We start from the raw sequence: 25,270 nt of genomic DNA, 5'->3' as shown, positions 1-25,270 counted from the left end.
AGCGCGGCAAACATGATGGTCGGATGCGGCAGCCCGTCGACCATGAAGATGGCAGTCTGGCGCGACGCAATGGCCAAAGACATTATCCGTTACGATCTTCTCGTTCAGGACGCCATGCGCGGCGTCATGCGCAAAGTCCTGAGCGACGTCGCCGAGAGCGGCTATCTGCCGGGCGACCATCACTTCACCATCAGCTTCCGCACCGACGCGCCAGGCGTGACGATCTCGCGGCGCCTTGCCGAGCAATGGCCGCGCGAGCTGACGATCATCCTGCAGCACCAATATTCCAGTCTCGAAGTCGACGACGAAGGCTTCGGCGTCACCCTGTCCTTCCGCTCGATTCCCGAGCGCCTCTACGTGCCCTTCTCCGCCGTCACCGGCTTCTTCGATCCCGCGGTCGAGTTCGGCCTGCGCTTCGAGAGCGACGAAGAGTCGCCCGAGGACATGGAGGAGGAAGAGGAGAAGGAGGAGGATGCGCCTTCGCCGGGACCGAGCCTCGTCGCCAGAAAGCCCGAACCGGCAAGAGACTTCAAGCCGGCCAAGATCGAGCCTGCTAAGTCTGATTCCGCCAGAGCGGAGCCGCCCAAAGCGGAGCCGAACAAGGCGCCGAGCGCCGAGAAGCCGCGAAGACTGAAGCCGGTCGAAACCAAGGAAGACGGCGACGAGAAGGTCGTCTCGATCGACGCGTTCCGCAAGAAGCCCTGATGGGCGAAATCGTCAATCTGCGCCGCGCGCGCAAACAGCGCGACCGCCGCGCCAAGGAAGAAGCGGCGGAATCGAATCGCGTCGTTCATGGGCGCAGCGAATCCGAGCGGCGATTGACCGACGCGCAGGCGCGGCTGGAAAGCGCGCGGCTCGAGGGACACAAGCGGACGCGCGAAGCGGACGACCCGGCGTGAGCGAGGCGCAGGACGCGCCACAGGACGCAACTTCCCGCCGCGTTGTCAAACATTCGGTCGTCATCGCCGGCCATCGCACCAGCGTCTCTCTCGAAGACGCCTTTTGGCGTGCGCTGAAAGACATCGCCGCGCAGGAGGGCGTGTCGCTCGCGGCGCTCATCGCCCGCGTCGACGCGGGACGGGGCGACGCGAATCTCTCCTCCGCGCTGCGGGTCTTCGTGCTGGAGCGGGCGCTGGGGCGTTTTTGAATTCCCCCATGCTACAGGCCAAAGCCGCAAGGAACGTCCCGACTTCGCCGAAAGTCGTCGCTCCCCTGCTCTGGTTCGGCCGGCTAGTTTTTGGCGTCAATCGGCTCTGCGAAAAGCAAGGCGCGATTTGACACGCCAAGCTCTCTCGGCAGGGCGAATGCGTAAACGAGGCCTATGAGGAGGTCGCCGAAACCCAGCAGAGCGGCAATCAAACCAACGTCGCCGAATACGCCAGCCGGAATGAGCACGACCGCCGCGACATAGCGGAGAAACGATTCCCAATAGACCAATGCGCCGCGCTGGTTCAGATTTCGCGAGGCGAAAATCAGCACGACGCCGGTGTAAGCAAGAAATCCTGCAACGAGCCATCCCCACACTGGCGAACAGATATTCAGTCCAATCGCCCGATAAAGCGGTGGGAAGGTCAAAAACGAGGCCAAGACGGCGTTATAAACGCCTGACCAAAACACAAAGGTCGACATTTTGAAGGGCATGTGCGCACGCCTTGCCTGTTACAAGCGTCCAATCAGTCGCCGCCGGCCGAATGATCGCCACGCACGGAACTCAAAGACGCCTCGCCTGACAACACCTCAATCGCGATGCAGCGGTCGCTTCAGCTTTTCTAAGACTTGGTCGATCGAGAAGGTCGCGGCTTTCTGTCGAGGTGGGAAGTCTTTGAATGTCGCCAGATATTCGCCGACATAAGTTTGGGCGGGGATCAGCATGAACGCATGATCCAACAGCCAGTCGTAATAGGTATTTGACGTTATGTTGGCGCGTTCATAGGGGTCCATGCGGAGGTTGAAAATCAGCGGCACGCGAAGATTGGTCAGCGGCTCGGCCCAAACTTTCAGAGTCCCGGCCGCTCTTTGTTCCGAAAAGACGAACTTCCAATTGTCAAAGCGAAGTCCCGTCAGGTCGCCATCATCGGAGATATAGAAGAACTCCTTTCGCGGGCTCTTCGCTTCCTCGCCAGTCAGATAGGGCAGCAGATTATAGCCATCGAGATGGACTTTGTAGTTCGATTTTCCGATCTTGTAGCCCTTAAGCAATTTTTCCTTGACGTCCGGCACGCCGGCGGCGGCGAGCAGAGTCGGCAGCCAGTCAAGATGCGACACTATCTCGTTGGACACCGAACCCGGCTTGATCTTGCCAGGCCAGCGAACCATCGCCGGCACGCGATAGGCGCCCTCCCAGTTGGAATTCTTTTCGTTGCGGAAGGGCGTCATCGCCGCATCCGGCCAGGAATTCATGTGTGGGCCGTTGTCGGTCGAATAGAAGACGATCGTTTGATCGTCGATCCCGAGGTCTTTGATCTTTTGAAGAATTGTCCCGACGTTCTTGTCGTGATCAATCATCACATCTGCGTATGGACCGTTCCAGCGCCCGGATTGGCCCACGCTTTTCGGCTTTACGTGGGTGCGAAAATGCATGTGGGTGAAGTTCAGCCACAGAAAAACAGGCTTATTCGCCTTCACCTGCTTGTCGAGAAAATCGACGACCCGAGCGGCGACGTCGTCGTCGATGGTTTCCATTCGCTCGCTGGTCAGCGGCCCCGTGTCTTCGACTTTCTGACCGCCATTCGCCGTCGCGAAGCTGTGGATCACGCCCCGCGGGCCATAATTCTTGCGAAAATTGGGAAATTCAGGATCGTTGGGCTTGGGATAGTCCGGCAGTTCGGGTTCTTCTTCGGCGTTTAAATGATAGAGATTTCCGTAGAATTCGTCGAAGCCATGCGCCGTGGGCAGAAACTCGTCCTTGTCGCCGAGATGGTTCTTGCCGAACTGGCCCGTTGCATAGCCCTGCGCCTTTAAAAGCTCGGCGATCGTCGGGTCTTCCTTGCGCAATCCAAGGTCTGCGCCCGGCAGGCCGACTTTGGTCAGCCCCGTGCGCAATCCGCTCTGCCCCGTAATGAAAGAGGCGCGTCCGGCGGTGCAACTCTGTTCGCCATAATAGTCCGTGAAGATCATCCCCTGCTGAGCGATGGAGTCGATGTTGGGCGTACGATAGCCCATAAGTCCGTTCGTATAGGCGCTGATGTTCGACTGTCCGATGTCGTCGCCCCAAATGACGATGATATGGGGTTTTTTCGTCTCCGCTTGCGCAAAAGCGAACGGGCTCGCCAACACGCTCGCGAGCGTAAAAACCGCAGCTAGCCGCATGAGCTTCCCTCTCTTGCCAGAGATTTGTCATCTGCTCACGCAGATAGCATTCTCCTAGGCTTCGACAAGCCTGAACCGAACCGTGAACGCCGAGCCAACCGCAGACTTGCCGATCGAGCAAACGGAGTGAGAACAGTGAGAGCGTTCGTCTTCGTCGCATTGACATGGGTCGCGCTTTTCGGACGCCCGGCGTTAGCGCTCGACGCGCTCCCCTCCTGGAACGACGGCGCCGCCAAGCAGGCGATCATCGCCTTTGTCGATCGGGTGACGACCGAGGGCGGGCGCGCATTTGTCAAGCCCGAGGATCGTATCGCCGTTTTCGACAATGACGGAACGCTCTGGACCGAATGGCCGGCCTATTCCCAGCTCTTCTTCGCGCTGGATCGGGTAAAGGCGCTTGCGCCCAAACATCCCGAATGGCGCAAGAAACAGCCCTTCAAGGCGGCGCTGGAAAATGATTTCAAGACTCTCGCCGCCGGGGGCGAAAAAACTGCGTTGCGACTCGTCACCGCGACGCATGCGGGCAATACGCCACAGGAATTCCAGGCGACCGTGTCGCAGTGGCTCGCCACCGCGATCCATCCCTATTTCAAGCGGCGATATGACGATCTCGTTTATCAGCCGATGCTCGAATTGCTCGCCTACCTGCGCGCCAATGGCTTCAAGACCTATATTGTTTCAGGCGGCGGCTCCGAATTCATCAGAGCTTTCGCCGAGCGCGTCTATGGCGTGCCGCCGGACATGGTCATCGGTTCGACGATCGTTACGAAATTCGTAGTCAGAGACGGCGAGCCGATGCTCCTTCGAGAACCAAAAATCAATTTCATCGACGACAGGGCTGGAAAGCCGGTCGGGATCAATGAATATCTCGGCCGACGTCCGATCGCCGCCTTCGGCAATTCCGACGGCGATTTCGAAATGCTGCAATGGACGACCGCCGGCAAGGGCGCGCGCTTCGGACTCATTGTCCACCACGACGACGCCCAGAGGGAGGCCGCCTATGACCGTCAATCCGCTGTCGGCCGCTTGAATCGGGGTCTCGACGAGGCTCAGGCGCGCGGATGGACGGTCGTCAGCATGAAGAACGACTGGAAGAGCATTTTTCCCAAGCCCGGCCCTTAACACCGAAGACTGCGCTGGGCACAACAGGGTTGCGATTCGGATCGCTCTCCCGAGACACAACAGCCGGAATTCAGGCTTCAATCTCGTGATTCGCTTTCCGTTCTCCTATATGATTGGAGAATCATGAAAAGCAGCCTGTCGCCTCAGCCCGACGATTACGCGCCGCAAGCGGGCGGGCTCGCCGCGCGCGCGGCGGCGAACGCCGGGCGGCCGCGCTATCTCGACGCGCTCAATCCCGAGCAGCGCGCCGCCGTCGAAACCCTCGACGGCCCGGTGCTGGTGCTCGCCGGCGCCGGCACCGGCAAGACGCGGGCGCTGACGACGCGCATCGCTCACATCCTCGCGCTCGGCAAGGCGCGCGCCTATGAAATCCTCGCCGTCACCTTCACCAACAAGGCGGCGCGCGAAATGCGCGAACGGGTCGAGGCGCTCGTCGGCGAAGGCGCGCAGGCCATGCAATGGCTCGGCACTTTTCACGCGATCAGCGCCAAGATCCTGCGCCGCCACGCCGAACTCGTCGGACTGAAGCCGAACTTCACGATCCTCGATACCGACGATCAGATCCGACTGCTCAAACAAGTGCTGCAGGCGGAGAATATCGACGACAAGCGCTGGCCGGCGCGCGCGCTCGCGATGCGCATCGACGGGTGGAAGAACCGCGGGCTGACGCCCAAGCAGGTTCCCGCCGGCGAGGCCGAGAGCTTCGCCAATGGGAAAGGCGCGGCGCTCTACGCGCTTTATCAGGAGCGGCTCAAGGTCCTGAACGCCGTCGATTTCGGCGATCTCCTGATGGAGAGCCTGCGGCTCTTTCGCGACAATTCGGACGTGCTCGCCGACTATCAGCGCCGCTTCAAATATATACTCGTCGACGAATATCAGGACACCAATGTCGCGCAATATCTGTGGCTGCGGCTGATCTCGCAGGGGCGCGCGCCGGATCAGCAAAATCTCTGCTGCGTCGGCGACGACGATCAGAGCGTCTACGGCTGGCGCGGCGCCGAGGTCGAGAACATCCTGCGCTTCGAGCAGGATTTTCCGGGCGCCAAGGTCATTCGCCTGGAGCGCAACTACCGCTCGACAGGACATATTCTCGCCGCCGCCTCGCATCTCATCTCCCACAATGAAGGCCGGCTCGGCAAGACGCTGTTCACCGACGGCGACGACGGCGAGAAGCCGACGCTCACCGGCGTGTGGGACAGCCAGGAGGAAGCGCGCGTCATCGGCGAGGACATCGAGCAAGCGAGCCGCAAGGGCCATTCGCTCGAAGAGATCGCCATTCTCGTGCGCGCCTCGTTTCAGATGCGCGAATTCGAAGAGCGTTTCGTCGAGATCGGCCTGCCCTATCGCGTCATCGGCGGCCCGCGCTTCTACGAGCGGCTCGAAATTCGCGACGCACTGGCCTACCTTCGCTGCGTCGCGCAGCCCGCCGACGATCTCGCCTTCGAGCGCATCGTCAACACCCCGAAACGCGGGCTCGGCGACGCGACGCTGCAGATGCTGCATGAATTTGCGCGACGCGAGCGCGTGCCGCTCATGCAGGCCGCGCGTGTTCTTGTCGAAAGCGAGGAGCTAAAGCCGAAGCCCCGCGGCGCGTTGCGCGGTCTGATCGGCGATTTCGATCGCTGGCGCGCGCTGATCGATACAAAGCCGCAGCATGAGCTTGCCGAGCAGGTGCTCGATGAATCCGGCTATACCGAGATGTGGCGGGTGGACAGGAGCCCGGAGGCCGCCGGCCGGCTCGACAATTTGAAAGAACTTGTTCGGGCGATGGAGGCCTTTCCCGATCTCGAATCCTTCCTCGAACATGTGTCGCTCGTCATGGAGGCCGACAGCGCCGTCGATCAGGAGCGCGTGTCGATCATGACGCTGCATGGCGCCAAGGGACTCGAATTCGAGACCGTCTATCTCCCCGGCTGGGAGGAAGGGCTGTTTCCGAGCCAGCGCACGCTCGATGAACAGGGGCGCGCCGGGCTCGAGGAAGAGCGCCGCCTCGCCTATGTCGGCCTGACGCGCGCCAAGCGCCGCGCCAAGATTTATTTCGCCAGCAACCGGCGCATTCACGGGCTGTGGCAGCCGACCGTGCCCTCCCGCTTCATCGACAATCTGCCGCCGGGCAATGTCGAGGTGGTCGAGGCGCCGAACGCCTCCCAATATGGATCTTACGGCGTCTCGCGCTTCGCCAATCTTGACGTCTATGGCTCGGACTATTCGACGCCGGGATGGAAGCGCGCGCAGGCGGCGCGGGGCGAGGCCGCGCGTGGCGGCGCAGCCCGCGAGTCGCGCGGAAAACAGCCGATGACGATCGAGGGCGAAGTGATCGCGCGCTCATCCGGCGGCTCGCGCTTCTCCGTCGGCGCGCGGGTGTTTCATCTGAAGTTCGGGCCGGGCTCGGTGGCGGCGGTCGACGGCAACAAGCTCACGGTCGACTTCGACAAGGCGGGCCGCAAGATGGTGCTGGAGAGTTTTGTGGAAGCGGGGTGATTCGAGACAGTCAAGGCTTGACCAACGTCTTTCCCCAATCTCCCCGTATTTCATCACCGCAATCTGCATAACCCGGAAAACTTACTTTCTCCGCCAGAGGCTGTTTGTTGCTGAAATAATAAGCGCCGAATCGAAAAGGCGCTCACATGCTCACCAATAGCCGCGACATCATTCGCCGCCTCGAAAAGGAGGGGTGGCGGCTCGTGCGCTCCAAGGGCTCGCATCGTCAGTTCAAGCACCCGACGAAATCCGGGCGCGTGACCGTGGCGCATCCCAAGAAAGAAATTCCGCCAAAGACCGTGCTCAGCATTTATGAAAGCGCAGGATGGCCGAAAGATTAACTCATTCCGCCGCTTGTCGCCTCTGGTTCCAAGGCGCTTCGACGGCGATAACAATTTCCGCATCGGCGAAGCTCTCGGCCCATTTTGGATCGGCCCGCAAGATTTCGAAATCGCGTGGCTCGGGAATCGGCAGGCCATCTTCGCGCATCCCCTCCGCCCAAAGCTCAAGCGCCTCCGCCGCCATGGCGAAGAGATCGTCGATCTCGTCGGCGGCCGAAAAACATCCCGGCGCGTCTGGAAAACTCATGCCATAGGCGCTGTTTTGGTCCTTATGGACGATGACGATGTAGGGCTTCATTGGCGGGCCTCGCGATGGGCGGCAAATCATAGCGCTTTCGCGCTCCGCCTGCCATCGCCAGGCGGCGTAGAAAAGGCTGCAGACTCGGTTTGATTTAAGCCGACTTTCAGCCGTCCCGCCCGTTTTGCGCTGGGCGTCCACGCCGGGAAATCGCGGAATGCCGTCGCTGGCAAGGCACATTGCGCTCATATTCTTACATTTGCATCTTCTTACATTCGCATCGTTCCGTCTCGTGGATGGCCGCGACAAACGCGGCCAATTATGGGTGAGGCCATGACGCGGCGAGGCCCTGACCCGGCGAGGACGACGCCTCGCTAACCTCTATTCGAAGCACTCGCACTGTAGCGTCGCGGCCACACTCCTTTTTTTTCGACGATTCAACGCGGTGTGCGCTGCCTCACGGATTCACAAGCCTCCCGCAGCGCATTACTGTTTCGTAGAAGCAATGGCGGATTGCCGCGCGGCGGCGTCAGCCCATATTTGACCGGAAAGGCGCTGAAGACCTCGCCGCGACGAGGTTCGCGCGAGGAATAGCCATGACCGCTGGCGGAAATGCCGGGCGAATTCTCCGTGTGGTTTTTGCCGCCGCGATCGTTTCGCCGTTCGCGGGACCCACGCTCGCGGGGCAATATCCGCCGCGTCGCGCCGAACTCTTCGAGCCGCCGCCGCTCGTCGCGCTTTTTGACGTGAAGCGGGTCCCGACGCGCGCGCCGCTGGACAATCCCGATTTGACCGTCGCGGACGCCGTCCCCGCGGCGCTCCTGCTCGACCTCTCGCCGCGCGCCGAGCCTCTGGAACCGGACCCGCTCGATCTCGCCTGGAGCCTTCAGCCCGCAGAGAATCGCGATCTCGCCGTCGCGCTCGATACCTGGACGGCCCCCGCCGACGCGGCCCTGGCGCCGGAGCGCGGTCGCCTGCGCGCCGCTCTGGCCACGGCCTATGCGGCACGAAATTTCACGCCTTTCTGGACGCAGAACGGAGAATGGCGCGCCTCGGCGCGCGCCGCGATCGCGCGCCTCGCGCTCGCGGCCGACGATGGGCTTAATCTGAAGGCCCACCCGACGCCTGACGCGGAGAAGGCCGCGCCCACCGCCGCGGACGATCTCGCGCTCTCGGAGGCCGTCGCCGCCTATGCGCTGCAAGCGCGCGGCTCGCGCGTCGATCCCGAGCGCGTGTCGCGCCTCGTCGGCGCGAAGACCACCCTCCCCGATCCGGCGCTGGCGGTGGCGGAAATCGCCGGCGCAGGCGAAACCGCCGGCGACGCGCTGCAGGCCTATAATCCGCCGCATTACGGCTATCAGCAGCTGCGCGAAAAGCTGATCGAGATGAGGGCGCAGCGCGCGAGCGCGCCGGCTTCCGACGGACTTTATGCCGCGGCTGCTGAGGGCGTCCCGCAGAGCGACGCCCTGCCACCAGCGAACAAGTCCAAGCGGCGCCGCGCCGCCGCGCTCGCGCGAGCGTCGACGTCGCGCGTCGAGGCGGAAATCATCGCCAATATGGAGCGGTGGCGCTGGCTGCCGCGCGATCTCGGCGAAGAGCGGATCGAGGTGAATATCCCCGATTTCGAACTCGCCGTCGTGCGCAACGGCGAGGTGACGCATCGCACGCGCGTCATCGTCGGCAAGGAGCAGACGCCGACGCCGATCTTCTCCAACGCGCTGCAATACATCATCGTCAACCCTTACTGGAACGTGCCGCCGTCCATCCTGAACAAGGAGATGCTGCCGAAGGCGAACGGCGACGTCGCCGCGATCGCGGCGAGCGGCTTCAACGTCTCCTATCGCGGCGGCAAGCTCGTGGTGCGCCAGCCGCCCGGCGAGCGCAATGCGCTTGGCCGCATCAAATTCATGTTCCCGAACGATTTCTCGGTCTATCTGCACGATACGCCGTCGCGCCATCTGTTCGCCGCCTCGCATCGCGCCTTCAGCCACGGCTGCATGCGCGTCGACGCGCCGTTCGCGCTCGCCGAAGCGGTTCTCGGCCCCGGCAGCGGCTGGTCGGAAGGCCGCGTGCGCCGGCTGATCGGGGGCTCGGAGCGCTACATCAATCTCTCCAAGCCGCTGCCGATCCACATCGAATACTTTACCGCCTATGCCGACGAGGGCGGGCGTATCGTTCTGCGCCCGGATCTCTACGGCTATTCGGCGCGGGTGCGAAAGGCGCTGGGGTTAGACGGCTGACGCCTTCACTTTCGCGGAAAACAACGCGGCGCAGCCGACCGCTTCGACGCTGACGGCGTCGAAGCGCTTTTCGAGTTCGCGCGTCAGCGTCTCAAGATCGTCCTGCGTGTTCGAGAATATTCCCTTGGAATTGTAGAACGCCATCAGCCGTTGCGCCGCGAAGCTGCGCTCGACGCCGCCCTGCAGCAGCGTCGAGCCGAAGACGATGGCGCCGGGGTTCATCAAGGGCGACAGGAAATCGAAAGCGCGCGCCTTCGTCGCCATGCCTCCCGGCAGGCAGTGCAGCAGATAATTGACGCCGAGCGAGTCGAATTTGGCGCCGTCGAAATCGATCGGCTCCAGCACGTTGCGCACATAGGTCTCGGGCTCGTAGCGCGCGATGCGGCGCGCCGCATATTGCAGCGCGTCTCGGTTCATATCCATCAGCGCGATGCGCGTCGCCTCAGTCGGAAAGCGGCAGCGATCGAGAAAATAGCCGGTGCCGACGCCGACATCGAGGTGATTGCCGCTGACATGCCGGTCGTAATGGGCGAGCAGGCGCGGCGTCGGACATTTCCAGATCCAGCGATTGGACAGGCCGAGCACCAGAACGTCGTAGATCGCCAGCATCTTCGGCGTGTAAACCGCCTGTCCGGCATGAATCTGCTCGCTGGTGACGGGCATCGCTGGGCTCCATGAACAATGAACGCCGCGGGGGGTGACAAAGGGCTCGGCGGCGTGGAAAAGCTTATCTCATGCCCGTAAGACGCTGCTAAGCTTCAAATGCCTCCGCCGCCCCTTCTCGCCCTGCAGGGCGTCACGCTGACGCTCGGCGGAAAGCCGCTCCTTGACGGCGCCGAACTCTCCGTCGCCCCAGGCGCACGGCTGTGCGTGGTCGGGCGCAACGGCTCAGGCAAGTCGACGCTTCTCAAGATCGCGGCGGGCGACATCGAGTCCGACGGCGGCGTGCGCTTCCTGCAGCCCGGCGCGTCGCTGCGCTATCTGCCGCAGGAGCCGGATTTCTCCGGCTTCGCGACGACGCTTGCCTATGTCGAAGGCGGCCTTGGTCCGCTGGACGATCCTCACGTCGCCAGGACGCTGCTCAACGATCTGGGGCTGCAGGGCGACGAAGACCCCAGACGCCTCTCGGGCGGCGAAGCGCGGCGGGCGGCGCTCGCCCGCGTTCTCGCGCCGGAGCCCGACATTCTGCTCCTGGACGAGCCGACGAACCACCTCGACCTGCCGACGATCCTCTGGCTTGAAGAAAGACTCGCGGGCCTGCGCTCCGCGCTCGTGCTCATCAGCCACGACCGCCGCTTTCTTCAGGACCTGACCCGCGAAACGCTATGGATCGACCGCGGCCGCACGCGCCATCTCGCGCGCGGCTTCAAGGAATTCGAGGCCTGGCGCGATCGCGAACTGGAGGAAGAGGAAAAGCAGCAGCACAAGTTGGAGCGCAAGATCGTCGCCGAAGAACATTGGCTGCGCCACGGCGTTTCAGGCCGCCGCAAGCGCAATATGAAGCGGCTTGCCGGCCTGCACCATTTGCGCGCCGAGCGGCGCAGCCGCGTCATGCCGACCGGCGACGTGAAGCTCGAAGCGAGCGAAGCGCAGCTTTCCGGCAAGCTGGTCATCGAGGCGGTCAAAATCGCCAAGTCCTACGGGGACCGCGTCATCGTCGACAATTTCACGACGCGCATTCTGCGTGGCGATCGCCTCGGCATCGTGGGGGCGAACGGCGCCGGCAAGACGACGCTGATCAATCTTCTGACCGGCGCGCTCGCGCCGGATCGCGGCAAGCTGCGGCTCGGCGCCAATCTCGAAATGGCGACCCTCGAGCAGAACCGCGCGAGTCTCGATCCGGAAACTACCCTGCAGGACGCGCTGACGGGCGGCGGCTCGGACACGATCGAGATCAATGGCGAACGGCGCCACGTCGTCGGTTATATGAAGGATTTCCTGTTCAAGCCGGAACAGGCGCGCACGCCGATCGGCAGGCTCTCGGGCGGCGAGCGTGGGCGCCTGCTGCTCGCGCGCGCCCTGGCCAAGCCGTCGAATCTCCTCGTGCTCGACGAGCCCACCAACGACCTCGATCTCGAAACCCTCGATCTTTTAGAGGAGATGCTCGCCGACTATCCCGGCACGCTCATCGTCGTCAGCCATGATCGCGACTTTCTCGACCGCGTCGCGACGAGCGTGCTGATGAGCGAAGGGGACGGCCGCTGGATCGAATACGCCGGCGGCTATAGCGACATGGTCGCGCAGCGCGGCAGGGGCGTCGGGGCTCGGGGCGCAACGGCGGCCGCAGCGGCGCGGGAGCCAAAAGAAAAGCCGGCGCCACGCGAGAAGGGCCCGACAAAACAGAAGCTCTCCTTCAAGGAGCAGCATGCGCTCGCGACCCTGCCCGCCAGGATCGACGAACTGCGGGAAAAATGCGCGAAGCTGCGGCGATTGCTTGAAGATCCCGAACTCTATTCGCGCGATCCGGCAAGGTTCGCCACGGCGAGCGAAGCTTTCGCCGCGGCCGAAGCCGACCTCTCCGCCGCCGAGGAGGAATGGTTGGAGCTCGAAATGAAGCGCGAAGAGATCGAGGGATAGAATGGATCCCGCGCTTGCCCTAGACTTGGCGCGTTATCCAATTTTCAGAGCGGGGGAGAAGACATGACCGACAAATCGGTTCCAGCGCCTTACGGCAAAGTGACGCCCTACCTCTGCATCGCCGGCGCGGCCAAGGCGCTCGAGTTCTACAAAGGGACTTTCGGCGCCAAGGAGCGCGTGCGCATCGAACTCCCCAACGGGCTCATCGCGCATGCCGAACTCATGATCGGCGATTCCATTGTCATGATCTCCGATGTTTACGAAGACAGCGGGTTGACGGCGCCGAGAACCCTCGGCGGCTCTTCCGTCAGCCTGAACGTCTATGTGCCGGACGTCGATTCGATTTTCATCAAGGCGATCGAAGCGGGGGCGACCAAGGTCAGCAGTCCGCAGAATATGTTTTACGGCGATCGCAGCGGAACGGTGCGCGATCCGTTCGGCCATGTCTGGGCGTTCGCGACGCGCAAGGAAGAGGTCACCGTCGACGAACTGAAGCGCCGAGCGCTGGATATATATTATTCGCTGAACGCCGCGCCCGCCAAAGCAGAAGCGCCGTAATTAGCGGGCCGAAGGCAAGGGCGAGCAGCGCGTCGGAAAACTCGCCGGTCGCGCCCTTGATCAGTCCCACGAGATAGGGTCCGGCGAAGCCGGAGATATTGCCGATCGAGTTGATCACCGCGACGCCAACGACGGCGTCGCCCGATCCGAGCGTCTGCGTCGTGAAGCTCCAGAAGGTCGGCAGCGCCGCAATCGCGCCGACGGCGGCGACGGAGAGCGCGATCATCGACAACAATGGCGTCGGCGCGTAGGCGGCGCAGGCCAGTCCCGCCGCGCCGACGATGGCCGCGAGCGCCGTATGACCGACGGTCTCGCGCCGGCGATCGGAGCTGCGGCTCCACGCCCACATCGCGAGCGCGGCGCATACGTAGGGAATTGACGCCAGCAGGCTTGTGACGATGACGCCGAACCCGAAAGCCTTGATGATTTGCGGCAGCCAGAAGCCCAGGCCGTAGAGCGCAAGCACGATTCCGAAATAGGCGACGCCGAGCATGAGCACGCGCGCATCCTTGAGCGCGCGCCAGTGATCGCCGTGATCCTGTCCCGCGTCGCTCTCGAGCGCGGCGCGCAGCGACGCCTTTTCGCCGGACGTCAGCCATTTCGCCGATTGTGGCCCATCAGGCAGGTAGAAAAAGCAGACGACGCCGAGAATGACCGAGGGCAGCGCCTCCATCAAGAACAGCCAGCGCCAGCCGCTGATCCCGGCGACGCCATCGAGCGACGCGAGGATAAGTCCGGAGATCGGCGATCCGATCGCGGTCGACACGGGCACGGCGATGAGAAATCCGGCGAGAACGCGCGCGCGCTGCGCGGCGGGAATCCAATAGGTGAGGTAGAGAATGACGCCCGGCGCAAAACCGGCTTCCATCACCCCGAGCAGCAGGCGCAAGATGACAAAGCTCGCCTCGCTCCAGACGAAGGCGGTGAGCGCCGAAACGAAGCCCCAGCTGACCATGATGCGCGCGATCCAAATGCGCGCGCCGACGCGATGCATGATGTAATTGCTGGGCGCCTCGAACAGGCAGTAACCGATGAAGAAGACTCCGGCGCCCCAGCCGAAGAATTCCGGCGTAAAACCGAGTTCGCTGTTCATCGTCAGCGCCGCGAAACCGATGTTCACGCGGTCGAGATAGGCGACGATGAAGCCCGTGACGAGAAAGGGAATGAGTCGCCGCGCCGCCTTGGCGACGGCCCGATCGGCGTCGACGGCCTCGCGCGGCGCGCTCGGCTTTTGCGCGGCTGCGACCGCCGCTTCCGACATCGTCAGGCCCGTTCGAAGCGCATGAGATGGTGCCAACGATGCGGGACATCGCCGGCGAGGCGCTTGAGACCGGCGGCGCGCGCCTGCTGCTCCAGAAGCGACAATGGCTCCGGGTAATCGCTTGTCGAGATGTGGTGGTAAACCGCGTCCTTCTCGTCGCGCGACAACCCGGTCCAATCTTTCTCGATCCAATCGAAATAATGTTTCAGATAGTCGTCGCGGGTTTCGTCTTCCTCGCGCATCGTGTCGACGAGCAACAGCACGCCGCCCGGCGCGAGGGCGCGCGACGCGCGGCGGAAGAACTCCGCTTTGTCCTCGGTTGCGAGGTGATGCAGAACGAAACTGCTGTGCAGCACATCGTAGGAGCGGCCCTCGGATAGCGCGGAGAGCATGTCGCCGTGCGCGAGATCGACCGGACACGGCAGTGATTTGAGGTTCTCGGCCGCGAGCGCGAGCGCGGTGTCGGAAAGGTCGACGCCCTTGTAGCGCGCAGGGGGGATGCGGCGCAGAATGGGCGCAAAGACATGCGCGTCGCCGCAGCCGAGATCGAGCAGTGAAAAGTCGCCGCCCTGGAAGCGCGCCCGCAAGGCGCGCTCGACCTCTTGGCTGAGCGCGGCGTGGAACATGAAATCCTCGACGACAACCTTCATATAGGTGTCCCAGAGGTCGAAGATCTCGCCCGAATATGCGGTGCTCGCCTCAGCGTCCATTACGTCAGCCCCTTTGTCGCCGCTCACTTGAGGCCGAAGCCCAGCGCTTGCAAAGCCTCGCGAATGCGATCGCGTCCGCTCAACGCCTCCGGCCCACGGATCCGCGACAGCGCCTGACGAATCCAGCCCTGGTCCGGCAGGCCCTGCTCCTTCTGGAAGTCCTTGAACTTCTCGTCGAGCGTCTCGATCGCGTCGCGCTGCGCGTCGCCCCATTCATACTGCTCGCGATGAAGCACAGCGCCTTGTCCGAGGCGAGGCTTGACGGCCGCGTTGGCGGCCGGATCGGGGACGCCGACGGCCATGCCGAAGACCGCGAAGACGTTGGGCGGCAAGTTCAATTCCTTGGCGACTTCCTCCGGCTTGTTGCGCATCGCGCCGATATAGCAGCAGCCAAGACCGATCGATTCGAGCGCGGTGACGGCGTTCTGCGCAGCGAGCGCCGCGTCGACCGCGCCGGTCAGGAACATCTCGAAGTAAGACAGTCCCGCCGCATCTCGCCCTCTCTCACGTCCGAGATTTTCAAGCCGCGCGAGATCGCAGAGCCAGACGAGGAAAAGCGGCGCTCGATGAATATGCTTCTGACCGCCGGCGAGGTCGGCGAGACGCGTCTTGCGAGCGTCGTCCTCAACGGCGACGACGCTCCAGACTTGCAGATTCGACGATGTCGACGCCGACTGCGCAGCGGCGACGATGATCTCCAGCGCGCCTTCGGGCAGCGGCTCCCGTAGGAAGTTCCGATGCGAACGATGCGCGAGAATGAGATCGAGCGTGTCGTTCCACTGCGTCGGCTTTGGCGAATCGTCGCGGCGATAGCGCTCAAACATCGCCGCCGCGCCGCGCGGATCGATGGTCTCCGGGCTCACAGGCTTGTTCATGGGCGTTCCTTTAGGCGGGTTGCCCCGCTGGCGCAACACTCCGCATGCTCGCTTAATTGACTTTACTGTATATTATGAAAATATACATGGATGGTCAATTTCGAGCATGTCGTCGGGTTCGAATGGGATCATGGCAACGCGCGCAAGAACCTCGAAAAGCACGCCGTCGGCCAAGCGGAAGCCGAGCAAATATTCGCCAACGATCCGCTGGTCGTCACGGACGATGTGGCTCACAACGATCGCGAGCCCCGCTACCACGCTCTCGGCCGAACGGATGCGTCTCGACTGTTGCACATCACATTCACGCTCCGCGCAAACGGCACGCGCATTCGAATCATCTCCGCGCGCGACATGAGCCGCAAGGAACGACAACGTTATGAGCAAGACGACTAAGCCTGTGCCGACCTTCACAGATGAAGCTGAGGAACGCGCCTTTTGGGAACGTCACGACTCGGCGGAGCATGTCGACTGGAGCAAGGCGAAGCGCGTCCGGATGCCTAATCTCAAGCCGTCGACCACGTCGATTTCTCTGCGGCTCCCGGTCAGTCTGCTCGAGCAGATCAAGATCGCCGCCAACAAGCGCGACGTGCCCTATCAGTCGCTCATAAAAATATGGCTCGCGGAAAAGGTCCGCTGAACAACGGTCCACATGCCTGGTGCTCAAGGCGGCGCGTCAAGCATCTGACATGAGATCCGACGCCGTCCGCCAGATACGGCCTTACACCCGCTTCGGCACCAGAATGGCCCGGAAATCGTTGACGTTGGTGCGCGTCGGCTTGGTCACGACGAGGTCGCCGAGCTTCTCGAAGGCGGTGTAGGCGTCATTGTTGGCGAAATGCGCCTTCAGATCGACGCCGGCCTGTTTCGCGCGCGCGAACGAATCCGCAGTCATGATCGCGCCGGCGTTGTCCTCGCTGCCGTCGATGCCGTCGGTGTCGCAGGCGATCGCCGATATGCCGCCGAAACCTTCGAGCGCGAGGGTCAGCCCCAGCAAAAACTCCGCGTCGCGCCCGCCGCGTCCTTTGCCGCGCACCGTGACGGTCGTCTCGCCGCCCGAGATGATGGCGACGGGCGGCTCGAAAGGCTGGCCATGAAGGGCGATCTGCTTCGCGACGCCGGCGTGAACGAGCGCCACGTCACGCGACTCGCCCTCAAGATCGCCGAGAATGCAGGGCGTAAATCCGGCCGCCTTGGCGACGGCCGCCGCCGCGTCGAGCGAACCTTGCGGCGTGGCGATGAGGATATTCTGCACTTTCTCGAAGATGGCGTCGCCGGGTTTGGGCGTCTCGCATTCGGGCTTCTGCAGATGCGCGAGCACGGCCGCCGGCGCGTCGATCTTATATTTGGCGATCACCGCGAGCGCGTCTTCGCGCGTCGTCGGATCGGGAACCGTCGGCCCGGAGGCGATCACCGAAAGATCGTCGTTCGGCACATCGGAGATCATCAGCGCCACGACGCGCGCTGGCGCGGCGGCGCGCGCCAGACGACCGCCCTTGATCGCCGAGAGATGCTTGCGCACGCAATTCATCTCGGAGATGTTCGCGCCGCTCTTCAGCAGCGCCTTGTTCACCGCCTGCTTTTCCTCGAGCGTGACGCCCTCGGCCGGCAGCGCCATCAGCGCCGAGCCGCCGCCGGAAATCAGCGCGAGGACGAGATCGTCTTCGGAAAGCCCCTGCACCCTCTCCAGGATGCGCTTCGCCGCCTCGCGGCCTGCAGCGTCCGGAACCGGATGCGAGGCCTCGATCACCTCGATGTGTTTCGTTGGCGCGCCATGCTCGTAGCGCGTCACGACGAGACCTTCGAGCGGACCACTCCAATGCGCTTCAACGGCCGCCGCCATGGAGGCCGCGGCCTTGCCGGCGCCCACGACGATCGTGCGGCCCTTTGGCGGCGCGATCTTCGCAAGATGCGGTGGCAGGCACACCGCGGGCGACGCAGCCCCGACGGCGGCGTCAAACATGGCGCGAAGAAGCTGTCGGTGGTCCTGGGACATGGGTTCCAAATATTCCGGTCAAATTGTTGCCCCCTTCTCCCGCTTGCGGGAGAAGGGGAACCCGTGAAGCGGGTATTTACGCCGCCGCCATCGCGTTGGCCTTCTCGATCAGCGCCTCGGCCATGCGGATAGAGGCGATGTCGATCAGGCGGCCATCCAGAGAGACGGCGCCCTTGCCATCCTTGGCGGCCTGCGCCATCGCCTCGAGAATGCGGCGCGCCTTGGTCACCTCGGCGTCGGACGGCGTGAAGACCTGATTGGCGAGTTCGATCTGCGAGGGATGGATCGCCCACTTGCCCTCGTAGCCGAGCACCGCGGCGCGCTTCGCGGCGGCGATATAGCCGTCCGGATCGCCGAAGTCGCCGAAGGGACCGTCGATCGGACGCAGGCCATAGGCGCGGCACGCGACCATCATGCGCGTCTGCGCGGCGTGCCACTGATCGGCCCAGTAATATTCGCGATTGCCGCTGGCGTCCTTGTCGGTGAGCACGCCGTAATCCGGATTGACGCCGCCGATGACGGTCGTGCGCGCGCGGGTCGACGCCGCATAGTCGGCGACGCCGAAGGACATCGCCTCGAGGCGCTTCGAAGACTGCGCGATCGCCTCGACATTGGCCATGCCGAGCGCGGTCTCGATCAGGATCTCGATGCCGATCCGCTTGGTGCGCTTCTTATATTGCTCGATCTGCGTGATCATCATGTCGATCGCGTAGACGTCGGCCGGAACGCCGACCTTGGGGATCAGCACGACGTCGAGACGCGGGCAATTCTCGAGAACGTCGACGACGTCGCGATAGCAATACTGCGTGTCGAGGCCGTTGATGCGCAGAGTCATCACCTTCTTGCCCCAGTCGATGTCGTTGAGGCCCTGGATGATGTTCTTGCGCGCCTGCTCCTTATCGTCGGGCGCGACGGCGTCTTCGAGATCAAGGAAGATCTGATCAGCCTTCGACTGCGCGGCCTTCTCGAACATGCCCGGCGCAGAACCCGGCACGGCAAGCTCCGAGCGATGGAGACGCGGCGTCGCCTGCTCGATTAAAGTGAAGCTCATATCTTTACCCCTTCCTGTTGAATTAGCCTGTGGCGCCAAGGCCGGCGGCGACGCAGCTGATCGAGAGCAGCAGAGGCACTTTGACGGCCTCCTTTTCCGCTTCGTCCTGTGCCTCGCGGAACCGGCGAAGCAGCGCCACCTGCTCGCGGTTGACCTCATTGATCGTCTGCAGGCGATGCGACAGCCGCGCCTGATATTCCTTGAAGCGATCCGCCGGCTCGACGCCGCCGGAGACGCGCAGCGCCATTTCCCGCGTCAATGCGAATTCGTCTTCGATCGCCTTAAAGATTTTGGTGCGCACGGCTTCGTCGGCGACGAGCCCGGCATATTGCTTGGCGATCGAAAGATCGACGAGCGCGAGCGTCTTCTCGACCTCGTCGATGATGAGCCGGAACATGCGCGAATCTTCGAACATGCGGCGCAACAGCTCGAAGCCGCGGTCGCCGCGCACGTCGATGAAGTTCTTCAACCCGGATCCGACCCCGTACCAGCCGGTGATCGAATGGCGGTTCTGCGCCCAGGCGAAGACCCAGGGGATTGCGCGCAAATCGGCGAGGCTCTTCGCGCCGAAGCGTCGCGCCGGCCGCGACCCGATGTTCAGCAACGAAATCTCTTCAAGCGGGCTCGCCGCCTGGAAATAGGCGACAAGGTCGGGATCGCCGATGAATTTCGCGTAAGCGGCGAAGGAGGCGCCGGAAATCTCTTCAAGAGCCTCGTCGAACTCCGCGTGCGGCGCCAGAGCCTCCTCGCGTTCGGACTTCAGCGCATGCTGGAACACCGACGACGCCAGAAGCTCCATCTGATAGGCCGCCGTTCCGCGGTTGGCGTATTTGAACGAGACGACCTCGCCCTGTTCGGTGACGCGGAAACGTCCGCGGATGGAGCCCGCAGGCTGCGCCGCGATCGCATGGCCGGTCGGCGCGCCGCCGCGCGAAACCGAGCCGCCGCGTCCATGGAAAAAGGCGATGGCGACGCCCTGCTCGCGTCCGACCTGGCTGAGGCGCGCCTGCGCTTTGAACAACTCCCAGTTGGACGACAGGAAGCCGCCGTCCTTATTGGAGTCCGAATAGCCGATCATCACCTCTTGCAGATTGCCCTGCCAGCGCGTCGAGCGGCGCACGACAGGAACCTGCAAGAGATCGCGCATGATCGCCGGCGCGGCGCGCAGATCGCCGATCGTCTCGAAGAGCGGCACGATCGGCAGCGTCAGGATTTCGACGCCAGGCTCGTCGAGAAAAAGCCCCGCCTCCTTGGCGAGCAGATAGACGCCGAGCACGTCGACCGCCGAACGCGTCATCGACAGAATGAATCCGCCGAAGGCTTCGCGGTCGAGCTGCGCGCGCATTTCGGCCACGACCTCGAACATCTGGATGACATCGAGCGTATCAGCTGAGAGCTTGTCGCGCGGGATCGGCGCCGCGCGCGGCTTGGCAAGCTCGGCGAGCAGCCATTCGCGCCATTCCGGCGAGTTGAGATCGGGCGGCGTCTCTCCGCCGGTCTTGATGCGCCACAGCTCCTCGAGCGCCTGCGTCGTGCGGGTGGTGTTCTGGCGGATGTCGAGGCGCACAGTGCTGAAGCGGAAAATTTCCACCGCCCGGCGCAGCGGACGCACGAGATCCGTCGCGAGCGCGTCGCTCTTGGCTTCAACGAGCGCCTTTTCGAGCGTCAGCAGATCGGCGATGAGTTCGTCGGCGCTTACATAGCGCGGACCTGTCGCCGGTTCGGCGTTCACGGCGCGCAGCGTCTGATCGAGCTTGCGCAGAATCGTCACCACGAACTGCCGGTAGGGTTCGTTCTGATTGCGCGCTTCGATCGCAGCGCCGTCCGGCAGAGCCGCGAGACGTTCAGCCAGTTCCTCGCGGAATGACTGAGGGATATCCGCGGCGCGCTGGCTGATCGACAGCATGCGCGCGAGATCGACGAAGCGCGTCCGGTAGTAGTTCAGGCTCGCCGCTGCGTTTTCGCGCATGGTGCGGCGGGTGACGTCATTCGTGACGAATGGATTGCCGTCGCGGTCGCCGCCAATCCATGATCCGAACTGGAAGAAAGGCGCGACTTCGAAAGATTCGCTGGGATAATGGCGTCTCAGCGCGCGTTCGCAGGATGACAGAAGCTCGGGCGCGAGATCGAAAATGCTCTCGTGGAAGAAGTGCTGCCCCCAGGCGACCTCCTGGTCGACAGTGGGTTTTTCGAGATGCAATTCGCCGGTGAGCCAGAGAAGCTCGATCTGATCATAGATCGACTTCACCAGCGCTTCGCGCTCGCGGTCCGTCCAGCGCGTCGATTCGAGTTCGCGCAGCAGCAGGTAGATGCGGCGATATTTTTCGAGAATCGAGACGCGCTTCGCCTCGGTCGGATGCGCGGTGATGACCGGACGAATGCGCAGCGTGTGCAATTGGGCGCGAATCTCTTCCGCCGGGACGCCGGACGCCGCGGCGCTCGACAGGACGTAATCGAAGGTGCCGAGCAGCTTGTCGTGACCCTTTTCGCGCTCGATGCGCCGGCGCCGGCGCATGGCGTATGCCTGCTCCGCGATGGAGACGAGCTGAAACAGAATGCCCTGCGCCTGGAGCGCGCGCGCCATCTGGCGCGGCTCCAGACCCGCGCCCGCCTTTGAATCGCGGACAACGGCCTCGATCTCCGGCGTGTGTCGGCGAATGACGGTGAGCAGTTGCTCGCGAAGAAAAGCGGACGCCTCGGTTACCGAACGAGTCGCATATGCAGACGGCAGGCCGGTCGGAGACAGGCTCTTCAATGTCTGGATCTCGGCGGTCATCGAAACTCCTTAGGCGCTCAAGACGCCGTGCAGGACGAATGGCTTCGCAAGAAATGCGGCCGCCGGCGCCCCACGGCGCCGACGCCGGATCACGCCCGTCAGGCGCTTTGCAATACCTTGGCGACCGTCGATCCGAATTCAGCCGGGCTCGGCGCAACGGTCAGCCCGTAGGACTTCATGATCTCGGTCTTTTCCGCGGCGCTGTCGCCCGACGCCGAAATGATCGCGCCGGCATGGCCCATGCGGCGGCCCTTTGGCGCCGTGAGGCCAGCGACGAAACCGATCACCGGCTTGGAGAAATTCTCCTTGATCCAGGCCGAGGCCTCGGCCTCCTGCGGGCCGCCGATCTCACCGATGATGAGCACGGCCTTGGTCTCGGGGTCTTTGTCGAACAGCACCAGATGGTCGAGGAAGGACGAGCCGTTGATCGGATCGCCGCCGATGCCGACGGAGGTCGATATGCCGAGGCCCAGCGCCTTCAGCTGCGAGGCCGCCTCATAGCCGAGCGTGCCGGAGCGCGAGATCAGGCCCACCGAGCCCTGCTTGTAGATGTGGCCCGGCATGATTCCGAGCATCGCCTTGCCCGGCGAAATGATGCCGGCGCAGTTCGGCCCGACCAGCATCGGCCGGCGGTCCTTCGGGAAGCGCAGGAAGTAGCGCTTCACGCGCATCATGTCCTGCGCCGGAATGCCGTCGGTGATCGAGCAGATGAGGCGAACGCCGGCGTCGGCGGCTTCCATGATCGCGTCGGCGCAAAAGGCCGGCGCGACGAAGGTGATCGACGCCTGGGCGCCGGTCTCGCGCACCGCTTCGCGCACAGTGTTGAACACCGGCACGCCGTGATGAGTTTTGCCGCCCTTTCCGGGCGTGACGCCAGCGACGACATTGCTGCCGTAGTCGATCATCTCTTTCGTATGGAAGCTGCCCTTGTCGCCGGTAATGCCTTGAACGAGGATCGGGGTCTTTTCGTCAATGAGAATGCTCATGTGTCGTTCTCCGGCGCTTACTTGGCGCCCTTATAGGCGGCGACGGCCTTCTCGGCGGCGTCGGCCAGCGTATCGGCCTGAATGATCGGAATGCCGCTTTCGGCGATGATCTTCTTGCCCGCTTCGACATTGGTGCCGGCGAGACGCACGACGAGCGGCACGCCCTCGATCTTCTCGGCGCGCACCGCGTCGACGACGCCCTGCGCGACCCAGTCGCAACGATTGATGCCGGCGAAAATATTGACGAGCACCACTTTCACACGCCGGTCGGACAGAACCAGGCGGAACGCCGTCGCGACACGCTCCGGCGAAGCGCCGCCGCCGACGTCGAGAAAGTTCGCCGGATTGCCGCCGGCGTGCTTGATCATATCCATGGTCGCCATGGCCAGTCCGGCGCCATTGACGATGCAGCCGATCTCGCCGTCGAGGCCGATGTAATTGAGGCTGTGCTCGGCCGCCTGCGCCTCGCGCGGATCGCTCTGCGAGGGATCGTTCATGTCGACGATGTTGTGGCGGCGGAACAGCGCATTGTCGTCGAAGGACATCTTGGCGTCGAGCGCCAGCACCTTGTCGTCCTTGGTGACGACGAGCGGGTTGATCTCGAGCATGGTCGCGTCATTGTCGCGGAAGGCGCGATAGGCGCCCATGATCGTCTTCACCGCGCGCGAGACCTGCTTGATATTGAGGCCGAGCTGGAAGGCGAGTTCGCGCGCCTGAAACTGCTGCAGGCCGACGGCGGGCTCGACGATGACCTGGAGCAGCTCGTCAGGAGTGTTCCTGGCGATCTCCTCGATCTCCATGCCGCCGTGCTTCGACGCGATGACCCGCACGCGCTCCAATTTGCGGTCGAGCACGTAGCCCAAATAGAGTTCGCGCTCGAAAGGATCGGCGACCTCGACATAGACGCGCTGCACCGGCTTTCCTTCCGGTCCGGTCTGGCCGGTGACGAGCCGCTTGCCGAGAAGATCGCGCGCCGCCTGCTGCACTTCGTGATAGGTGCGGCAGAGCTTGACGCCGCCCGCCTTGCCGCGCGCGCCGGCGTGAATCTGCGCCTTGACGACCCAGTGCGAGCCGCCGAGTTCGGTTGCGGCGTAGACCGCCTGATCCGGGCTGAAAGCGACCGTGCCAGGCGGAACATCGACGCCGTGGCTCGCCAGTATTTCCTTGGCTTGATACTCGTGGACGTCCATTGCAGTCCTCTCCTCGCAATCGGGGCGCGGCTTCTTCAGCCGCCTATCTTGGCTTTGACCGTCTCGTAAACCGCTTCCGTCTCGGCGGCGGCCTTGGCGAGCAGCGCATTGACGTCGGCAAGCTGCTTCTCGGCGAAATCGCGGTCCTTGATCGCCTTGGCGTTGATGAAGACATTGAGCGCGCAGCTGCGCAGGCCGGCGTTGGCGGCGAGCACCGCGACTCCGGCGTCGCTGATGACGTTAAGGTTGCCCTTATCCGCAGCCTCTTTCGAAAGCGCGATGACGTCGTAGCAGATATTGCAGGTCTTCAGCGGCGCCAGCGTCGCTTCCTTCAGCGCCGACTGGATCGCCTCAGAGCGCTTCGCCTTCTCCTCGTCGGTGCCGCGCGGCAGACCGTAGGCGCCCATCAGCGTGTTGAAGGCGACGACGTCTTCATCGACGCCCTGCGTCAGCTGGGTGCGCAGCTTCTCGGCGTTGGCGAGAGTCTGCTGAAGATCTGCGGACACCGCTTCGTAGTTCTTTTTGCCGATGGTGAGATTGCAGACCATCGAAACGAGCGCGGCGCCCATGGCGCCGGACAGCGCCGCCGCGCCGCCGCCGCCGGGAGTCGGCGCATCGCTGGCCAGTTCGTCGAGGAATTTCCCAATCGTATCGTTCTTGGCGCTCATATCTTTCCTCGCTCAGGCGAGCTCTTTGGCTTGCGCATAAATGTTTTCGCAGTCGAACACCTGGTCGGCGGCGTCAAACAGCTTGCCGACGCATTCGCGATGCAACTTCAGCTTCAGCCCGCCCAGGCCGAGAGCGCCGATCACGATCTTGCCGTGACGCTCCTTCGCCTTGTCGGTCGCCTCGACGCCGCCGACGCCGAGCGGCGGCTGCGCGTTGCAGTCGGCGATGAGTTCGATCGTCGGATCGTTCTGCCAATCCTTCTCGTCGAGCAGCGGCACGCCGATGGCGCCCGCCGCGAAGACGATCTGAGCGCCTTTGATCACCTGAGCGCGCGCCGCATTGTCCGCGGCTTCGATCGTGGCTGGCGTGAAGCCAAAGCGCTCCTGAATGGCCTTGGCCGCCGCTTCGGCGCGCGACTTCTGACGCGAGGTGATGGCGACTTCAGCGCCTTCGATGTTCAGCATCGCCGCGGCGCGCATGCCGACCGGGCCGGTGCCGGCGAGAACGACGGCTTTCTTGCCCTTGAGCGAACTCGCCTTGGCGAGCAGCGCCACGCCGGCGGCGGCGGTCGTGTTGGAGCCGTTCGAGTCGAGCATCGCCGACACGCGGAAATTCGAGAAGAAGCGCTTCTTGACGGCTTTGAACACGGCTTCGCCCGCCGTCATGTTGCCGCCGCCGACGAAAATCGCCGTATATTGCTTCTCCTTCGGGCCGCGCGTGTAGATGCAGCCGTCGACCAGCGCGCCGACGTTTTCCGGCGTCACGCCGCCATAGCCGATGATGCGGTCCGCGCCGCCGTCATAGCCGACCACCGTGTCGAAAACGCTCGGAACCGGATCGGTGTCAAAAAGGAAAAGAAGCTTCTTGGTCATAGGAGTTCGAACCTTTCACTG

At 63.5% G+C, this 25,270-nt stretch carries 25 protein-coding genes; 11 read left to right on the top strand and 14 right to left on the bottom strand.

Annotated elements, in window-relative coordinates; all coding sequences use genetic code 11:
* Window positions 1-69: 69 nt before the first annotated feature.
* The 3 genes from AC0X69_RS14685 to AC0X69_RS14675 are packed head-to-tail and all read left to right on the top strand — an operon-like array spanning window position 70 to window position 1,147.
* Complete coding sequence (locus AC0X69_RS14685; RefSeq protein WP_482608527.1) at window positions 70-705, top strand: SspB family protein; 636 nt, start codon at window positions 70-72, stop codon at window positions 703-705.
* Window positions 705-899 carry a DUF4169 family protein gene (locus AC0X69_RS14680; RefSeq protein ID WP_482608526.1) on the top strand — a complete coding sequence of 65 codons (195 nt, stop codon included), beginning with the start codon at window positions 705-707 and terminating at the stop codon, window positions 897-899. The genes AC0X69_RS14685 and AC0X69_RS14680 overlap by 1 nt, the downstream gene beginning before the upstream one ends.
* Window positions 896-1,147 (top strand): ribbon-helix-helix domain-containing protein, encoded by a 252-nt coding sequence (locus AC0X69_RS14675; RefSeq protein ID WP_482608525.1) that lies wholly within the window; start codon window positions 896-898, stop codon window positions 1,145-1,147. The genes AC0X69_RS14680 and AC0X69_RS14675 overlap by 4 nt, the downstream gene beginning before the upstream one ends.
* An 83-nt stretch (window positions 1,148-1,230) precedes the next feature.
* Here the strand turns inward: AC0X69_RS14675 and AC0X69_RS14670 are convergent, their stop codons facing one another.
* Window positions 1,231-1,641 carry a hypothetical protein gene (locus AC0X69_RS14670; RefSeq protein WP_482608524.1) on the bottom strand — a complete coding sequence of 137 codons (411 nt, stop codon included), beginning with the start codon at window positions 1,639-1,641 and terminating at the stop codon, window positions 1,231-1,233.
* A gap of 96 nt (window positions 1,642-1,737) precedes the next feature.
* Entirely contained in the window at window positions 1,738-3,309 is a 1,572-nt protein-coding gene (locus tag AC0X69_RS14665; RefSeq protein ID WP_482608523.1) for an arylsulfatase, read from the bottom strand.
* A 126-nt stretch (window positions 3,310-3,435) separates the two neighbouring features.
* Between AC0X69_RS14665 and AC0X69_RS14660 the strand changes: the two genes are divergently transcribed.
* The 3 genes from AC0X69_RS14660 (at window position 3,436) to AC0X69_RS14650 (ending at window position 7,253) form a co-directional block, all read left to right on the top strand.
* On the top strand, window positions 3,436-4,431 hold the full coding sequence (locus AC0X69_RS14660) for an HAD family hydrolase (RefSeq protein ID WP_482608522.1): 996 nt from the start codon (window positions 3,436-3,438) through the stop codon (window positions 4,429-4,431).
* 123 nt (window positions 4,432-4,554) lie between these two features.
* Window positions 4,555-6,912, top strand: coding sequence for an ATP-dependent helicase (locus AC0X69_RS14655; RefSeq protein ID WP_482608521.1), 2,358 nt, complete (start codon window positions 4,555-4,557; stop codon window positions 6,910-6,912).
* Window positions 6,913-7,058: 146 nt separating this feature from the next.
* Window positions 7,059-7,253, top strand: coding sequence for a type II toxin-antitoxin system HicA family toxin (locus AC0X69_RS14650; RefSeq protein ID WP_482608520.1), 195 nt, complete (start codon window positions 7,059-7,061; stop codon window positions 7,251-7,253).
* Window position 7,254: 1 nt separating this feature from the next.
* Here the strand turns inward: AC0X69_RS14650 and AC0X69_RS14645 are convergent, their stop codons facing one another.
* Complete coding sequence (locus AC0X69_RS14645) at window positions 7,255-7,551, bottom strand: type II toxin-antitoxin system HicB family antitoxin (RefSeq protein WP_482608519.1); 297 nt, start codon at window positions 7,549-7,551, stop codon at window positions 7,255-7,257.
* A gap of 536 nt (window positions 7,552-8,087) precedes the next feature.
* Here AC0X69_RS14645 and AC0X69_RS14640 point away from each other — a divergent pair.
* Window positions 8,088-9,731 carry a L,D-transpeptidase family protein gene (locus AC0X69_RS14640; protein WP_482608518.1) on the top strand — a complete coding sequence of 548 codons (1,644 nt, stop codon included), beginning with the start codon at window positions 8,088-8,090 and terminating at the stop codon, window positions 9,729-9,731.
* On the opposite strand, the gene AC0X69_RS14635 is transcribed toward AC0X69_RS14640, so the two are convergent.
* Complete coding sequence (locus tag AC0X69_RS14635) at window positions 9,720-10,394, bottom strand: class I SAM-dependent methyltransferase (protein WP_482608517.1); 675 nt, start codon at window positions 10,392-10,394, stop codon at window positions 9,720-9,722. The two genes, AC0X69_RS14640 and AC0X69_RS14635, sit on opposite strands and share 12 nt — an antisense overlap.
* Window positions 10,395-10,493: 99 nt before the next feature.
* Between AC0X69_RS14635 and AC0X69_RS14630 the strand changes: the two genes are divergently transcribed.
* On the top strand, window positions 10,494-12,308 hold the full coding sequence (locus AC0X69_RS14630) for an ABC-F family ATP-binding cassette domain-containing protein (protein WP_482608516.1): 1,815 nt from the start codon (window positions 10,494-10,496) through the stop codon (window positions 12,306-12,308).
* Between the two features lie 63 nt (window positions 12,309-12,371).
* Window positions 12,372-12,866 (top strand): VOC family protein, encoded by a 495-nt coding sequence (locus AC0X69_RS14625; protein ID WP_482608515.1) that lies wholly within the window; start codon window positions 12,372-12,374, stop codon window positions 12,864-12,866.
* Here AC0X69_RS14625 and AC0X69_RS14620 read toward each other — a convergent pair.
* The 3 genes from AC0X69_RS14620 to AC0X69_RS14610 are packed head-to-tail and all read right to left on the bottom strand — an operon-like array spanning window position 12,784 to window position 15,712.
* Window positions 12,784-14,127: an MFS transporter gene (locus tag AC0X69_RS14620; protein ID WP_482608514.1), complete on the bottom strand. Its 1,344-nt coding sequence runs from the start codon at window positions 14,125-14,127 to the stop codon at window positions 12,784-12,786. The genes AC0X69_RS14625 and AC0X69_RS14620 overlap by 83 nt on opposite strands.
* A gap of 2 nt (window positions 14,128-14,129) precedes the next feature.
* Window positions 14,130-14,837 (bottom strand): class I SAM-dependent methyltransferase, encoded by a 708-nt coding sequence (locus AC0X69_RS14615; RefSeq protein WP_482608513.1) that lies wholly within the window; start codon window positions 14,835-14,837, stop codon window positions 14,130-14,132.
* A gap of 23 nt (window positions 14,838-14,860) precedes the next feature.
* Window positions 14,861-15,712 (bottom strand): NADPH-dependent oxidoreductase, encoded by an 852-nt coding sequence (locus tag AC0X69_RS14610; RefSeq protein WP_482608512.1) that lies wholly within the window; start codon window positions 15,710-15,712, stop codon window positions 14,861-14,863.
* 90 nt (window positions 15,713-15,802) lie between these two features.
* Here AC0X69_RS14610 and AC0X69_RS14605 point away from each other — a divergent pair, with 90 nt between their 5' ends.
* Both AC0X69_RS14605 and AC0X69_RS14600 read left to right on the top strand, forming a co-directional pair.
* A complete protein-coding gene (locus AC0X69_RS14605; RefSeq protein ID WP_482608511.1) occupies window positions 15,803-16,105 on the top strand; it encodes a BrnT family toxin in 303 nt (100 codons plus the stop codon).
* Complete coding sequence (locus AC0X69_RS14600; protein WP_482608510.1) at window positions 16,089-16,349, top strand: BrnA antitoxin family protein; 261 nt, start codon at window positions 16,089-16,091, stop codon at window positions 16,347-16,349. The genes AC0X69_RS14605 and AC0X69_RS14600 overlap by 17 nt, the downstream gene beginning before the upstream one ends.
* An 81-nt stretch (window positions 16,350-16,430) precedes the next feature.
* On the opposite strand, the gene AC0X69_RS14595 is transcribed toward AC0X69_RS14600, so the two are convergent.
* The 7 genes from AC0X69_RS14595 to AC0X69_RS14565 all read right to left on the bottom strand — a co-directional run bounded on the left by AC0X69_RS14595 (window position 16,431) and on the right by AC0X69_RS14565 (window position 25,249).
* Window positions 16,431-17,705 (bottom strand): glycerate kinase type-2 family protein, encoded by a 1,275-nt coding sequence (locus AC0X69_RS14595; RefSeq protein WP_482608509.1) that lies wholly within the window; start codon window positions 17,703-17,705, stop codon window positions 16,431-16,433.
* Window positions 17,706-17,781: 76 nt separating this feature from the next.
* On the bottom strand, window positions 17,782-18,756 hold the full coding sequence (locus AC0X69_RS14590; RefSeq protein ID WP_482608508.1) for an HpcH/HpaI aldolase/citrate lyase family protein: 975 nt from the start codon (window positions 18,754-18,756) through the stop codon (window positions 17,782-17,784).
* A 22-nt stretch (window positions 18,757-18,778) separates the two neighbouring features.
* Window positions 18,779-21,532 carry a phosphoenolpyruvate carboxylase gene (locus tag AC0X69_RS14585; RefSeq protein ID WP_482608507.1) on the bottom strand — a complete coding sequence of 918 codons (2,754 nt, stop codon included), beginning with the start codon at window positions 21,530-21,532 and terminating at the stop codon, window positions 18,779-18,781.
* 98 nt (window positions 21,533-21,630) lie between these two features.
* Window positions 21,631-22,518: a succinate--CoA ligase subunit alpha gene (gene sucD / locus AC0X69_RS14580; RefSeq protein ID WP_482608506.1), complete on the bottom strand. Its 888-nt coding sequence runs from the start codon at window positions 22,516-22,518 to the stop codon at window positions 21,631-21,633.
* A gap of 17 nt (window positions 22,519-22,535) precedes the next feature.
* On the bottom strand, window positions 22,536-23,708 hold the full coding sequence (locus AC0X69_RS14575; RefSeq protein WP_482608505.1) for a malate--CoA ligase subunit beta: 1,173 nt from the start codon (window positions 23,706-23,708) through the stop codon (window positions 22,536-22,538).
* A gap of 35 nt (window positions 23,709-23,743) precedes the next feature.
* Complete coding sequence (gene fchA / locus AC0X69_RS14570) at window positions 23,744-24,376, bottom strand: methenyltetrahydrofolate cyclohydrolase (RefSeq protein ID WP_482608504.1); 633 nt, start codon at window positions 24,374-24,376, stop codon at window positions 23,744-23,746.
* A 12-nt stretch (window positions 24,377-24,388) separates the two neighbouring features.
* Window positions 24,389-25,249, bottom strand: coding sequence for an NADP-dependent methylenetetrahydromethanopterin/methylenetetrahydrofolate dehydrogenase (locus AC0X69_RS14565; RefSeq protein WP_482608503.1), 861 nt, complete (start codon window positions 25,247-25,249; stop codon window positions 24,389-24,391).
* Between the last annotated feature and the right edge of the window lie 21 nt (window positions 25,250-25,270).

This window comes from Methylocystis sp. Uni0008, from assembly GCF_056838045.1.
This window is presented reverse-complemented; position numbering and strand designations above follow the sequence as displayed.

What these genes read in the sequence shown, in the direction of transcription:
- AC0X69_RS14630 (WP_482608516.1), top strand. Translation starts at nt 10,494, where the DNA reads ATGCCTCCGCCGCCCCTTCTCGCCCTGCAGGGCGTCACGCTGACGCTC.
- AC0X69_RS14585 (WP_482608507.1), bottom strand. Translation starts at nt 21,532, where the DNA reads ATGACCGCCGAGATCCAGACATTGAAGAGCCTGTCTCCGACCGGCCTG.
- AC0X69_RS14615 (WP_482608513.1), bottom strand. Translation starts at nt 14,837, where the DNA reads ATGGACGCTGAGGCGAGCACCGCATATTCGGGCGAGATCTTCGACCTC.
- AC0X69_RS14565 (WP_482608503.1), bottom strand. Translation starts at nt 25,249, where the DNA reads ATGACCAAGAAGCTTCTTTTCCTTTTTGACACCGATCCGGTTCCGAGC.
- AC0X69_RS14635 (WP_482608517.1), bottom strand. Translation starts at nt 10,394, where the DNA reads ATGCCCGTCACCAGCGAGCAGATTCATGCCGGACAGGCGGTTTACACG.
- AC0X69_RS14620 (WP_482608514.1), bottom strand. Translation starts at nt 14,127, where the DNA reads ATGTCGGAAGCGGCGGTCGCAGCCGCGCAAAAGCCGAGCGCGCCGCGC.
- fchA (WP_482608504.1), bottom strand. Translation starts at nt 24,376, where the DNA reads ATGAGCGCCAAGAACGATACGATTGGGAAATTCCTCGACGAACTGGCC.
- AC0X69_RS14575 (WP_482608505.1), bottom strand. Translation starts at nt 23,708, where the DNA reads ATGGACGTCCACGAGTATCAAGCCAAGGAAATACTGGCGAGCCACGGC.
- AC0X69_RS14625 (WP_482608515.1), top strand. Translation starts at nt 12,372, where the DNA reads ATGACCGACAAATCGGTTCCAGCGCCTTACGGCAAAGTGACGCCCTAC.
- AC0X69_RS14650 (WP_482608520.1), top strand. Translation starts at nt 7,059, where the DNA reads ATGCTCACCAATAGCCGCGACATCATTCGCCGCCTCGAAAAGGAGGGG.
- AC0X69_RS14610 (WP_482608512.1), bottom strand. Translation starts at nt 15,712, where the DNA reads ATGAACAAGCCTGTGAGCCCGGAGACCATCGATCCGCGCGGCGCGGCG.
- AC0X69_RS14645 (WP_482608519.1), bottom strand. Translation starts at nt 7,551, where the DNA reads ATGAAGCCCTACATCGTCATCGTCCATAAGGACCAAAACAGCGCCTAT.
- sucD (WP_482608506.1), bottom strand. Translation starts at nt 22,518, where the DNA reads ATGAGCATTCTCATTGACGAAAAGACCCCGATCCTCGTTCAAGGCATT.
- AC0X69_RS14595 (WP_482608509.1), bottom strand. Translation starts at nt 17,705, where the DNA reads ATGTCCCAGGACCACCGACAGCTTCTTCGCGCCATGTTTGACGCCGCC.
- AC0X69_RS14655 (WP_482608521.1), top strand. Translation starts at nt 4,555, where the DNA reads ATGAAAAGCAGCCTGTCGCCTCAGCCCGACGATTACGCGCCGCAAGCG.
- AC0X69_RS14590 (WP_482608508.1), bottom strand. Translation starts at nt 18,756, where the DNA reads ATGAGCTTCACTTTAATCGAGCAGGCGACGCCGCGTCTCCATCGCTCG.
- AC0X69_RS14600 (WP_482608510.1), top strand. Translation starts at nt 16,089, where the DNA reads ATGAGCAAGACGACTAAGCCTGTGCCGACCTTCACAGATGAAGCTGAG.
- AC0X69_RS14665 (WP_482608523.1), bottom strand. Translation starts at nt 3,309, where the DNA reads ATGCGGCTAGCTGCGGTTTTTACGCTCGCGAGCGTGTTGGCGAGCCCG.
- AC0X69_RS14685 (WP_482608527.1), top strand. Translation starts at nt 70, where the DNA reads ATGGCCAAAGACATTATCCGTTACGATCTTCTCGTTCAGGACGCCATG.
- AC0X69_RS14670 (WP_482608524.1), bottom strand. Translation starts at nt 1,641, where the DNA reads ATGCCCTTCAAAATGTCGACCTTTGTGTTTTGGTCAGGCGTTTATAAC.
- AC0X69_RS14680 (WP_482608526.1), top strand. Translation starts at nt 705, where the DNA reads ATGGGCGAAATCGTCAATCTGCGCCGCGCGCGCAAACAGCGCGACCGC.
- AC0X69_RS14640 (WP_482608518.1), top strand. Translation starts at nt 8,088, where the DNA reads ATGACCGCTGGCGGAAATGCCGGGCGAATTCTCCGTGTGGTTTTTGCC.
- AC0X69_RS14605 (WP_482608511.1), top strand. Translation starts at nt 15,803, where the DNA reads ATGGTCAATTTCGAGCATGTCGTCGGGTTCGAATGGGATCATGGCAAC.